This window comes from Staphylococcus sp. 8AQ, from assembly GCF_902506595.1.
GTDB lineage: Bacteria > Bacillota > Bacilli > Staphylococcales > Staphylococcaceae > Staphylococcus > Staphylococcus pasteuri.
Genome location: NZ_LR733871.1, coordinates 2,196,517 through 2,211,029 on the forward strand (window position 1 = coordinate 2,196,517; position 14,513 = coordinate 2,211,029).

At 34.8% G+C, this 14,513-nt stretch carries 6 protein-coding genes; all 6 read left to right on the plus strand.

Annotated features, from left to right (window positions below):
• Window positions 1-248: 248 nt before the first annotated feature.
• The 6 genes from GVY01_RS10830 (at window position 249) to secA2 (ending at window position 14,509) form a co-directional block, all read left to right on the plus strand.
• Window positions 249-7,055, plus strand: coding sequence for a lectin-like domain-containing protein (locus tag GVY01_RS10830; RefSeq protein WP_159333764.1), 6,807 nt, complete (start codon window positions 249-251; stop codon window positions 7,053-7,055).
• Window positions 7,056-7,174: 119 nt separating this feature from the next.
• Entirely contained in the window at window positions 7,175-8,383 is a 1,209-nt protein-coding gene (gene secY2, locus GVY01_RS10835) for an accessory Sec system protein translocase subunit SecY2 (protein WP_026083508.1), read from the plus strand.
• Between the two features lie 10 nt (window positions 8,384-8,393).
• The gene (gene asp1, locus GVY01_RS10840; RefSeq protein ID WP_017637752.1) at window positions 8,394-9,944 is read left to right on the plus strand and encodes an accessory Sec system protein Asp1; all 1,551 of its coding nucleotides are present in this window, start codon (window positions 8,394-8,396) and stop codon (window positions 9,942-9,944) included.
• Window positions 9,944-11,512 carry an accessory Sec system protein Asp2 gene (asp2, locus tag GVY01_RS10845; protein ID WP_017637753.1) on the plus strand — a complete coding sequence of 523 codons (1,569 nt, stop codon included), beginning with the start codon at window positions 9,944-9,946 and terminating at the stop codon, window positions 11,510-11,512. Before asp1 ends, asp2 begins: the two co-directional genes overlap by 1 nt.
• Complete coding sequence (asp3, locus tag GVY01_RS10850) at window positions 11,502-12,083, plus strand: accessory Sec system protein Asp3 (RefSeq protein WP_017637754.1); 582 nt, start codon at window positions 11,502-11,504, stop codon at window positions 12,081-12,083. Before asp2 ends, asp3 begins: the two co-directional genes overlap by 11 nt.
• A 35-nt stretch (window positions 12,084-12,118) precedes the next feature.
• Entirely contained in the window at window positions 12,119-14,509 is a 2,391-nt protein-coding gene (gene secA2 / locus GVY01_RS10855) for an accessory Sec system translocase SecA2 (protein ID WP_017637755.1), read from the plus strand.
• Window positions 14,510-14,513: the final 4 nt, after the last annotated feature.

Here is a 14,513-nt window from a genome sequence, read left to right on the forward strand (position 1 = left end):
AAAAAACTTTTTTAGAAATAGATTTGTGAATAGTTATACTTGTATTACAACAAATATATTATACAAACTTATTGAATTTTACTCTATTCGTTGTAATGGGATAACAATTTTATTTTCCAAATAATATTAATATTTTTTAATCTCAAAGTGTGATATATTTGTTACGTAATATGAAGTTAAATATTAGTGTATTATTACATTGAGACTAACCCATTCTTACACAGCAACATTTAAAGGAGTATGGTTCAATGTCAAAAAGACAAAGAAATTTAAAACACAGTTTAGAAAACGAAAAATCTCGGGTTAAATTATATAAATCTGGGAAACATTGGATTAAATCAGGTATCAAAGAAATTAAATTAATGCGAATCATGGGATTACCTATCTTTTCCAATCATACAATGGAAGATTCTGATGAAGGTAAAGAAAAAGGTAACTTTGTAAAAAGAAATGCTATAAAAGCTTCTACAATAGCAGGTGGCGCTTTTACAGTTAATATGTTACATAATCATCAAGCAATGGCAGCTTCTGAATTACCTGTAACTTCAGAGCTTTCTACACAAAGTCAAGCAGTCGCAAATCAAAATTCAACTGAACTTAAACATGCAAGCAATAGTGAAAACACAGCGAAAAGTGAATCTGTTTCATCAGAAAAAACACAAAGTTCTGAAAAAAATGACACAACTGATAGTACTCAATCTACGTCTAGTAGTAGCGAGAAATCAGATACACAATCTAGTGAAAGCGTTGAAAATAAATCTGAACAACATAGTGAAACTGATCAAACTAACAAACAGAATTCTGATTCAGAGCAAGCTTCTAAGTCTAGTCAATCAGACCATAGTAACTCTGAAGCAAGCAAAAATGATTCAAAAAATTCTCAAAGTACAAAATCTACTTCATCATCTAACGATAATTCATCTGATTCACAATCGCAGAAATCAGAAACAGCTACAAATGAAAGTAAAACAAGTACTTCAAGTGAAACTAAATCAACTTCACCAGACTCTCAATCTCAAGCTTCAACGAAAAATACCGACAGTCAATCATCTGCAGGTGCTACATCAAGTGAATCCCCAAAACAAAATACAGTAAATAGTGAAGCGATTACGAATAAAACATCATATATTAATGAAAGAATGACACATACTGCTTCTGAGAGTGTTGTCACTACACCGGTTGCTAGTGAATCTAGTAAATCGACTAGTACAACTAAAGTACGTGCATTTAGTAGATTAGCGGTCAATCGTTTAGCAGCTGCAGCAACAACAGCATCACCAATTGCACCTACAACTTCACAGGTCGTAGTTGATAAGGATAACTTTACTGATCATTTCACAACTAGCGGTTCTGCAACATACGATCAAAGTACTGGTGTTGCAACATTAACTCCAGATGTTGGCGGACAAAAAGGTGCTATATCTCTAGGTACTAAAATTGACTCAAATAAAAGTTTCCATTTTGAAGGTAAAGTTAACCTAGGAACTCGTTATGAAGGAACTTCTCCAGACGGCGTCACTGGTGGCGATGGTATCGGTTTCGCCTTTTCACCAGGTACACTCGGACAAATTGGTAAAGAAGGGGCTGCCTTAGGTATTGGTGGCTTGAATAATGCTTTCGGCTTTAAGTTAGATACTTATCATAATACCTCACAACCTAACTCATCTGCCAAAGCTAATAAAGACCCTGCTAGTGTAGGTGGCGGTGGCGCATTCGGTGCATTTGTAACAACAAATAATTCAGGCGTAGCAACAACTTATACAGATAATACAAAAACTGCTAATGCGGCTAAATTAACAACACAACCTAATGGTACTTTCCAAGATTTTATCATTGATTATAATGGTGATACGAAAGTCATGACAGTAACATATGCTGGACAAACGTGGACTAGAAATATTTCTGATTGGATTAAAGCCAGTAAAAATACTAACTTCTCGCTATCTATGACAGCGTCTACTGGTGGAGCTCGAAATTTACAACAAGTTGAAATTGACTCATTCACGTATACTGAAACTGCTACGGCACAAGTTCACTATGTTGATGCCGATACTGGTAAAGAAATCGTTGCAGCTAAAACACTGGCTGGAGACGTAGACAATACTGTCACTATTGATGATCAACAAAGCGCGATTACGGCTAAAGGTTATCAATTAGTAAATATAGATAGTACATATGCACCAACATATAACGCAACAAATAAAACAGTTAAATTAACAAATGCAGGGCAAGCTATAACTGTCTTTTATAAAGATGTACAGGCACCAACTATTAACATGTCTAATCAAACTAAAGAAATTAATAGCCCAATTTCACCTATTACAGTGAATACAACAGATAATGGTACTGGCACTGTTACAAATACTGTTACAGGTCTACCTTCTGGATTAAGTTATGATTCAGCATCAAACACAATTACTGGAACTCCTACACAATTAGGAAATAATACTGTTACTGTCACTTCAGTTGATCAAGCCGGTAATTCGTCTACATCGACATTTAACATTAATGTAGTGGATACTACTAATCCGGTTATTAATATTAATAATCAATCTAACCAAGTACTATCACCTATTAATAACGTAACAATTGATACAAGTGACAACAGTGGTTCAACAACTGATACTGTAACTGGATTACCACCAGGTTTAACTTATGATCCTACAACTAAAACAGTTAGTGGCACACCTACTACAATGGGTGACTATACTGTAACAGTTACATCTAAAGATGCTAGTAATAATACAACTACTAAAACATTTACTTGGAATATTGGAAGAAATGCAGAAAGTGATTCTATTTCTAACTCACAAAGTACTTCAACAGTTGATAGTACAAGTACTTCAAATAGTACATCTAATAGTAATAGTATTTCGTCATCAAATAGTACTAGTGCATCTATAAGTAATTCTACGAGTGCTTCAACTTCTGGTAGTACAAGTGCGTCACTAAGTAACTCACAAAGTACTAGTGCATCCTTGTCTGATAGTCAATCAGTAAGTAATAGCATGTCAGTTTCTAATAGTGCAAGTGCGTCATTAAGCGATTCTATTAGCGCTTCAACTTCTGGTAGTACAAGTGCTTCACTAAGTGACTCACAAAGTACTAGTGCGTCCATGTCTGATAGCCAATCAGTAAGTAACAGCATGTCAGCTTCTGATAGCACAAGCACTTCTGTAAGTGAATCTCAAAGTTCTAGTACTTCTATGTCGGATAGCGCGAGTGCTTCAACTTCTGATAGTGCTAGTGCTTCACTAAGTGATTCATTGAGTACGTCTGTTTCTGATAGCACGAGCACTTCTGTAAGTGATTCAAATAGTACTAGTACTTCTACTTCACTTTCTGATAGTTCTAGTACATTTATGAGTGATTCTACTAGTACTAGTACGTCTACGTCTGATAGTGCAAGTACTTCACTAAGTGATTCATTGAGTACGTCTGTTTCTGACAGCACGAGTACGTCTGTGAGCGATTCAAATAGTACTAGTACTTCTACTTCGCTTTCTGATAGCGCAAGCACGTATACTAGCGATTCATCTAGTACAAGTACGTCTACGTCTGATAGCACAAGTGCTTCACTAAGTGATTCATTGAGTACGTCTGTTTCTGATAGCACGAGCACTTCTGTGAGCGATTCAAATAGTACAAGTACTTCTACTTCACTTTCTGATAGCGCAAGCACATCGACAAGTGACTCTACTAGTACAAGTACGTCTACGTCTGATAGTGCTAGTGCTTCACTAAGTGATTCATTGAGTACGTCTGTTTCTGACAGCACGAGTACGTCTGTGAGTGATTCAAATAGTACTAGTACTTCTACATCGCTTTCTGATAGTGCAAGCACGTCGACTAGCGATTCGTCTAGTACTAGTACTTCCACTTCGGATAGCACAAGTGCTTCACTAAGTGATTCATTGAGTACGTCTGTTTCAGATAGCACGAGCACTTCTGTAAGTGATTCATCTAGTACGAGTACTTCTACATCACTTTCTGACAGTGCAAGCACATCGACAAGTGACTCTACTAGTACAAGTACTTCCACTTCGGATAGCGCAAGCACGTCTACAAGTGATTCATTGAGTACGTCTGTCTCCGATAGCACGAGCACTTCTGTAAGTGAATCAACTAGTACTAGTACATCTACTTCGCTTTCTGATAGTGCAAGCACTTCTACAAGTGACTCTACTAGTACAAGTACTTCTACGTCTGATAGTACAAGTGCTTCACTAAGTGATTCTACTAGTACATCAATATCACTCTCTGATAGTGCAAGCACGTCGACAAGTGACTCTACTAGTACAAGTACATCGACGTCCGATAGTACAAGTACTTCTCTAAGTGATTCTGCTAGTACTTCTGTCTCTGACAGCACGAGCACGTCTGTAAGTGATTCATCTAGTATGAGTACTTCTACGTCGCTTTCTGACAGTGCAAGCACGTCTACGAGTGACTCATCTAGTACAAGTACGTCGACTTCTGATAGCACAAGTACTTCTCTAAGTGATTCTACTAGTACTTCTACGTCACTCTCTGATAGTTCTAGTACGTCATTGAGTGATTCTGCTAGTACAAGCACTTCGACATCTGATAGTGCAAGTACGTCTGTAAGGAATTCTACTAGTACGTCTATTTCTGCTAGTACGAGTACGTCTGTGAGTGATTCATCTAGCATGAGTACTTCTACGTCACTTTCAGACAGTGCAAGCACATCGACAAGTGAATCATCTAGTACAAGTACGTCGACTTCTGATAGCACAAGTACTTCTCTAAGTGATTCTGCTAGTACAAGTACTTCGCTTTCTGATAGCGCAAGTACGTCATTGAGCGATTCATCTAGCACGAGTACTTCGCTTTCTGACAGTTCTAGTACTTCTATGAGTGACTCAGCTAGTACACAAACGTCGCTTTCTACTAGTACGAACGAATCAATGAGTGAATCATCTAGCATAAGTTCTTCATTATCTAATAGTGTAAGTACTTCTACTTCAGGTAGTACTAGTACATCATTGAGTGGTTCATCTAGTACGAGTACGTCGCTTTCTGATAGTTCTAGTACGTCATTGAGTGAGTCTTCTAGTGATAGTGCCTCTACTTCAGATAGTACAAGTACTTCATTAAGCAGTTCTGCTAGCACGAGTACGTCACTTTCTGATAGTACAAGCACTTCTCTAAGTGAATCATCTAGTACGAGCACGTCACTTTCTGACAGTTCTAGTACGTCATTGAGCGACTCATCTAGTGATAGTGCCTCTACTTCGGATAGTACAAGTACGTCATTGAGTGGTTCGACTAGCACGAGTACGTCACTTTCTGATAGTACGAGCACTTCGTTAAGTGAATCATCTAGTACGAGCACGTCACTTTCTGACAGTTCTAGTACGTCATTGAGTGGTTCAGCTAGCACGAGTACGTCACTTTCTGATAGTACAAGCACTTCGTTAAGTGAGTCATCTAGTACAAGTACTTCTACTTCGGATAGTACAAGCACGTCATTAAGCGGTTCGACTAGTACGAGCACATCACTTTCTGACAGTACGAGCACGTCATTGAGTGGTTCGACTAGTACAAGTATTTCTACTTCGGATAGTACAAGCACGTCATTAAGCGGTTCTACTAGCATGAGTACGTCACTTTCTGACAGTACGAGCACGTCATTGAGCGGTTCTACAAGTGCAAGTACTTCAACATCAGAGAGCACGAGCACTTCTCTAAGTGGCTCAACTAGTATGAGTACGTCACTTTCTGACAGTACAAGCACGTCATTGAGTGGTTCTACAAGTGCAAGTACTTCAACGTCTGATAGCACGAGCACTTCTCTAAGCGGTTCTACTAGCACGAGCACGTCACTTTCTGACAGTACAAGCACGTCATTGAGCGATTCTACTAGTACAAGTACGTCACTTTCTGATAGCACTAGTACTTCATTGAGTGGTTCTACTAGCACAAGTACATCGCTTTCTGGCAGCACGAGCACTTCTCTAAGTGGCTCAACTAGCACAAGTACGTCACTTTCTGCGCTTTCTGGCAGCACGAGCACTTCTCTAAGTGGCTCAACTAGCACAAGTACGTCACTTTCTGATAGTTCTAGTACTTCAACTAGTATGTCTATAAGTGAAAGCTCATCTATCAGCACAAGTACGTCACTTTCTGATAGCACTAGTACTTCATTGAGTGGTTCTACTAGCACAAGTACATCGCTTTCTGGCAGCACGAGCACTTCTCTAAGTGGCTCAACTAGCACAAGTACGTCACTTTCTGATAGTTCTAGTACTTCAACTAGTATGTCTATAAGTGAAAGCTCATCTATCAGCACAAGTACGTCTAATAGCGACAGTACAAGCACTTCTGTTTCAGATAGTACTTCCACATCTAATAGTATGAGTACTTCCATAAGCGACTCTGCTAGTACAAGTACTTCGATCTCTGACAGTACATCTACGAGTGATAGTACGAGCACGTCTATAAGCGATAGTGCAAGCACTTCAACGTCTGATAGTACTTCAACATCAACATCTATAAGTCAGTCACAAAGCCATACAAATAGTACTTCATTCAGTGATTCAACAAGTGCTAGTACGTCTACGTCTGACCCAACAAGTCATAGTGATTCAACTAGCGATAGTAGATCAGCAAGCAATAGCCATAGTTCGTCTGAAACACCAAGTCATAGTGACTCATTCAGTCATTCAATGAGCGGTAGTAACTCAACTAGTACTAGCACATCAATATCTACGTCTATTAGACCAAGTGAAAGTGCATCTACATCTCAAAGTCAAAGTATGAGTACATCAACATCAGATAGTACATCACAATCTAACTCACCAAGCATGAGTACATCATCTAGTGAGGCAAATATCATTGATCCGACACATCAATCATCTGAAACACAACATCACAATACTAAAGATGATCCAGAAGCATTACCTGATACTGGTGAAAATGATAACCAATCTAAAGGATTATTATCTGGACTATTGTCATTGATTTTTGGTCTTGCTATATTTAGAAAATCTAGAAAAGATAAAAAAGATCGTAAAGAAGATAAAAATAACTAAGTAAAATAAAATAGAGGCGAAAGCATTATTATTTCAAAGTAGTTGAATGACTACTAAAATAATGAGCGCTTTTGCCTCTTTATAATCATTTTAAGAAGAGGATTATTATGGGAAATAAGATGAACTTCAAAAACATTAAAAATATTGAATATAAAATTTTATATAAACGGATTCTTTTCACCCTAATGATTATTTTCATATACATATTGGGCAGTAATATTAAAATTGCTGACATGAAATCATCACCACATTCACAAGGTTTTTTGAATCTAGCCATTTCAAATGTTGGTGGCGATATTACAACTCTAAATCTATTCTCATTAGGTTTAAGTCCATGGTTAACTACAATGATTATCATGACTTTACTCACATATAGAGATATTGAAAAAGGTCAAAAACAAACTCGCCTAGAACGTAGTTACAAAGAACGTTTTTTCACTATTTTATTAGCCATTATCCAAGGCTATTTCATTTTAAGCGAGTATATTAATAAAGGTATGATATATCATGCAAACTTTGCTTTATTGTTACTTATCCTATTAACAGGAACAATGTTACTTGTATGGTTAGCTGATCAAAATACAGTTTATGGAATTGCCGGGCCGACGCCTATTGTATTAGCAAGTATTATTAAATCTATTTTTCAAAATAAACAATTCGAGCATATTGATGGAATAACCATAATCATAGGTGGCATTATGCTTTTTATCGTACTTGTACTTTTATTATTTATAGAGTTAATTGAATATCACATGATTTATAAAGATATTATGAATATTAGTACTTCTCAAAAAGATACTTACGTTTCTTGGAAGTTAAATCCCGCTGGAAGTATCTCAATCATGTTTAACTTTTCATTATTTTTCTTAGTAGGCGTATTAGTCCATTTAGCTGGTAGATGGATAACGGGTAATGCTAAATATCGTCCTTCATTTTTGGAATTGGATAATCCATTAGGCGTTATTATTTTCATTGTGATGCTCATTGTTTTAAATTATTGTTTATCAAGAATGATGTTAAATGTGAAACGTATAGCTAAAGATTTCCAGAAAAGTGGTAACTATTTTGAAGGTATTTATCCTGGTAAAATGACCCAACATTATTTAAATCATAGAGCTAAGCGAATTAGTGCAATTGGTGCATTTGTCATTGGATTTATTATTAGTTTACCTTTAATCAGTTCGATTTTTATATCTGGTATTTCAGCACAAATTTCGATATTCACTCAATTTATTATTTTGATTTACATTACGATTAATATTGTAGAAACAATACGAACATATTTATATTTTGATAAATACAAATCATTTTTAAACAAATATTGGTAAGGAGTAAGGTATGAAATATTTTGTTCCAGCTTGGTACAACGGAGATAAATGGTGGCGTAATCTTAACCAGCCATTTTACTTAAAAAGTGCAATGATTGAATTTGATGATTCTATTAGTTTAATGTCTATGCATGAAAAAAACGACGAACCTTTCAAACTTTTACATTTAAGTTTTAACCCAAATTTGCGTTTATTTTTGCATAAATATGATTTATATGAAGCGAATGTTTGGTCACTATTTGATGAGATTCAAGGTTTCGATCAACTACCATCTCGATCATTTCAATTTGAAGATTTAGAGTGGCCTGAGAATACAGAATTCTTTTATTCACCTTATTTAATACAAGCTATGAAAGATAACTATGAATCTCGCATTTATTTCAATCAAGATGGCTATCTAATAGTAGTAGATGATTATGAAAACAGTATACGTGTACGCAGATATATATTCGATGAACGTGGTTATTTAAGTGCTATACGTTATTACTCAGAAGGTAAAGAGGTATTTCAAGATTATCTAACCGCTTCTGGTGACGTGATTTTACGCGAGAATCTCGAAACAAACCATGTTGAAGTTATGTCCAACCACCAATATAAGTTCAATTCAAATTCCTATCCATCAATGGTTGAGTTAATTGAAGAACGTTTTAATGCATACTGTAATGATGAAATGAATTCGAACGATCAACTTATTGTCGCATCAAATACTTTGCATAATAAAATATTCAACACTATCAGACCTGACGTTCGTGTATGTTATTCCGTTTTTAATAAACGAAATCATACAATTGATGAATCCTTTATTCAAACTATGGCTCACAGTAATAAATGGATTGTTGATACTAAAGAAAATGAAAAAGCATTGAAAAATCTAATTACGAATCAATCATTAAGTCCTGAAATATTAAGACTCACCCCTTTCGATACTCAAACATTATCCAATCTTAGTAGTCAACTAAATGAAACTTACATTGGTCTTTGGATAGATGACATGAATGATAATGATTTACAAAACGTATTACATCATATAATTACGTATCTTAAACGCCATACATCATACAGATTAATCATTTTAACTAAAAAGGATGCTACGCAACTTGAGCAATGGTTATTGAATTTAATTAATGATGTTAACGAAAGCTATAATGAATCTGATGACAATGACCTTGCCAAATCAGAATTAGTACAAGCAAAAGAACCTGAGGAATTTGAAGAACTGATTCAAATTCAATCAGTCCCATTTGAAGAGGATTTAATTAAACTATTATCACATCTAAGAATTGTGATAGATTTGAGTGCTGAACCTAATTTATACTTACAAATTTCAAGTATCAGTGTTAGAATTCCTCAAATCAATATTCATCAAGGTAGTTATGTCATACATCTTGAAAATGGCTATATCATTCAGCAATATGATGATGTTCCATTTGCATTAGATTACTTTTTAAGTACATTAAAGCATTGGAATCATGCTTACACTTATAATACTAATATGATTAATGACTTAGGATCTGGTCATATTATCCAACAACTTGATCGATTTTTAGAAGGTGAGAAATAATGCCACGAAAATTTAAAGCATTACAAATTGGTGGTTCTGATTTAGAACATTTATTTAACCATAGTCCAGAAGTATCTTGGGATTACTTTGATCCGAAGTTGTTCGAATTTGAAAGTAACTATATTGAAAGTATTGAGGAAATTGTTGAAGAGAACGGACAATTCGATCTAGTCTTTATCCAAACCAATTTAACTGATCATTTAGCTAACTTAATTAACATTGTTAGTCGTCCTTATAATACGCTTGTAGATGAAATTTATTGGCCAAGTGGATATGAAGAATTAGATTTAGTACAAAAATATCTTATCCGCCCTATTCATTACAATACAACTGATGAATTACACGATAAACTATTGTCGATTTCATTTCCTGGGCAATATGGTGATAAGGTTAGTCCTGCTCTTACCCATGTTTTTTCACCTAAACATATAAATGTGACTTACTTTGGAAATAAAGAAATCCAATTCCAAGGTGATTTTGGTGACCATTTCATACCTATTCTTAATTGGCAACAAAATCTTATTTATGATAAAGATAAAGTCATAGAAGTATGGCCAGAATTTCATACTGAAGGCGACGTAACATTAGAGTATACTTTCAGACTAGTATCATTTAATCCAGAAGAAGGTATAATTGAAACATTTGTGCTGAGTGAAGAGGAACTTGAAACACCACTTTATCTAAGACGAAGACCATACTCTGCTTATATTTCAACGTCCGTCAAAGCGAAAGGCAATGGCACTATTCATATTGGTGCAGTACATAAACGTCTGTCACATATTGAATTTGGTCATCTCCTTCTAGGTAGCGAACGTTTTGTTGATGAAAAGCGAGAAGAATTCTTTTATTACTTTAATCCTGGTGATTTTAAGCCACCACTTAATGTTTATTTTAGTGGTTATCGTGAAGCAGAGGGGTTTGAAGCTTTCTATCTAATGCAACAATTAGGTGCACCCTTCTTATTAATCAGTGATCCACGTATTCAAGGTGGCGCGTTCTATTTAGGATCTGAAACTTATGAAAATGGTATAAAACAAGTTATTAATGATACATTAAATCAACTCGGTTTCAATAAAAGTGATTTAATCTTATCAGGCTTGTCCATGGGTTCTTTTGGCGCTTTATATTATGGTGCACAGTTAAATCCTAAGGGTATTAATGTCGGAAAACCATTAGTCAATGTTGGTACAATTGCGGAAAATATGAAGTTATTGCGACCTAATGATTTCGAAACGTCTTTAGATATCGCCCTATCATCTAACTATCAATTGTCTGACTCAAATGAAATAAATCATATAAAACAATTAGATAATAAATTTTGGAACGTTTTTTCCAATAGTCATATTAGTGATACAACTATTGCAATCACCTATATGGAAAACGATGACTATGATCAATCTGCGTTTGAAGACTTGTTACCTATATTCAGTCAACAGAATGTTCATTTAATGAATAAAGCTGTGCCAGGACGACACAATGATGACACACCTACCGTAGTTAATTGGTTTATGAACTTTTACCATATATTACTTAAAGATCATTTTGGGAGAGACAGTCATGCAGAATAATCAAAGATTAGAAGTAAGATGGCGAAAAGTAACACGTCATACTTATCAACACGGCGCTATAATACAATTCCATGATAATTACACATATTATGAGAACCAATTGATGCCCTCAGGATTGCAAATCAATTTATGGGAACCTTCAACGTTATTTGATAAAGATGGACATCCGCCTAAACTTCCCATGTTAAAAAGGGGCTATCATTATCATATTTCGTTAAATATCGCAGCAGTTCCTGAGCATAGTGTGTATGTTATTGTGACTTTTTATTTAAAGAATGGCACTCAACTTGAACAAGTCATTATCAAAGAAGATGAAAGTGAATTTAAATATCCTAATGAAGCATATAGTTATGACATTCGACTTATGAACGCAGCATGTCATCATCTTAAATTTAAAAATATTATATTAACCGAATTAGACCATGCAACCGAGATGAGTGATTCTCCAAAGGAACCTCAAGAAAATATTAATGATAATAACAATGACAATCAGACTTCACAATCACATCAAAACGTGACATTGGTCAATCAAATTATGCGACATACTCGTATGAATAGTGATTATAATTAATCTTCGCAATATCACTAAATGAAAGGAGGATAACTATGAATCTCAATGTAAATACCGCCATTAACCATATTAGACTAAAAAAACTATACAAATTGTTGAATCAAATCAATAACTATAGTGAAGAAATGAAGCAACTCACTGACAGCCAATTACAACAAAAAACACTAGATTTTAAACAGCGTTTAAATAGTAAACAGAATACACTCGATGATTTATTACCAGAAGCCTATGCCGTTATACGTGAAGCTTCACAACGTGTATTAGGTATGTATCATAAAGACGTCCAAGTATTAGGTGCCATTGTGATGCACCAGGGCAATATTTCTGAAATGCAAACTGGTGAAGGTAAAACATTAACAGCTACCATGCCTTTATACTTAAACGCTTTATCAGGCAATTCTGTTTTTCTTATTACAACTAATGATTACTTAGCAAAACGTGACTATTTAGAAATGAAACCATTATATGAATGGTTAGGTCTCAATGCATCATTGGGATTTATAGAGAATCCTCAAGGTCCTATATCTAACCAAGAGAAGCAAGCGTTATATAACCATGATATTATTTATACTACCAACGGAAATTTAGGGTTTGATTATTTAATCGATAACTTAGCAGATACTAAAGAGAGTAAATTTTTACCTAAATTATACTTTGGCATCATTGATGAAGTAGATTCAATTATATTAGATGCAGCTCAAACACCATTAGTCATCTCTGGTGCACCAAGAGTTCAATCTAACCTATTCGAAATAGTTAAAGCATTCGTCGCAACACTTGAAGAAGATAAAGACTTTAAAATGAAAAAGACCAAACGTGAAATTTGGTTAACTGAAGAAGGCATTGAGAAAGCAAATACTTACTTTAATGTACCAAATATATATGGAGGTCCATATTTAGATTTAGTAAGGAATATTAACCTTTCCTTACGTGCTAAATACCTGTTTGATATTAATCTAGATTATATTGTTATGGATGGCGAAATTATGCTGATCGACCGTATAACAGGTCGTATGCTACCAGGTACAAAAATGCAAGCTGGACTCAACCAAGCATTAGAGGCAAAAGAAAACTTAGATATTTCAGATGATATGAGTGTCATGGCAACTATCACCTTCCAAAATCTCTTTATGCAGTTTCAACGATTTTCAGGCATGACAGCAACTGGGAAACTAGCTGAAAAAGAATTTTTCGATTTATATTCAAAAATTGTTATCCAAATTCCAACTTCCAGACCAGTTATAAGAGAAGACTTGGCTGATAGAGTATTTGTTAATGAAGACATTAAAAATGATGCCATATTAGAAGAAGTGATTAATTATCATAAAGAACAACGACCTGTCCTTTTAATTACAAGAACTGCAGAGGCAGCAGAATACTTTTCAACTGAATTATTTAGTCGTCATATTCCAAATAACCTATTAATAGCACAAAACGTTGCTCGTGAAGCACAAATGATTGCTGAAGCAGGTCAATTAAGTGCGGTAACCGTTGCAACAAGTATGGCTGGTAGAGGTACTGATATCAAACTTTCAAAAGACGTACATGCTCTTGGTGGTCTAACCGTATTAATTAATGAACATATGGAAAATAGTCGTGTAGATAGACAATTAAGAGGACGTGCTGGACGACAAGGTGACCCAGGACAATCACAAATTTTTATCTCTTTAGATGATTACCTAGTACAACGTTGGAGTGATTCAAAATTAAAAGACAATCCAACATTAATGAAACAAGATACAGACTATCTATCTGATAGCCCTACTTTTAATAACAAAATCAAGCGCATCGTTAAAAAGGCTCAACGCATTTCTGAAGAAGAAGGAATGAAAGCACGTGAAGCTGCAAATGAATTTGAGAAAAGTATTAGTACACAACGTCAGTTAATTTATAGCGAACGTAATCGCATATTAGAAAGTGAACATTTAGATACATTAGACTATGACAGTATTGCACGAGACGTATTCAATCATCACTTTAAAAATTATAAAAATATAACTGAAAACGACATCACCAAATATATTTATAAAAACTTAAGTTTTAGCTTTAATAAAGATGATTTTGAAATTCACAACCATGATTATGAAGCCATTATCGACTTATTAATTTCTCAATTTAACCACCAACTAATACTAAATAAAAATAAGATAAATGATGAGGAGTTATTCCAACAATTTCTTAGAAAATCAGTACTCAAAGCGATAGATTCTGCATGGATAGAGCAAGTAGATTACTTACAACAATTAAAATCAAACGTAAATCAACGTCAAAAAGGTCAGCGAAATTCCATTTTTGAATATCACAAAGTAGCCTTAGATTCATTCAAACAAATGGAAGATATCATTAAACATAGAATTATTAGAAACTTATGTTTAAGTATAATCGATCAACAAAAAAATAATGACTTAACAATTCATTTCCCATAGAAAG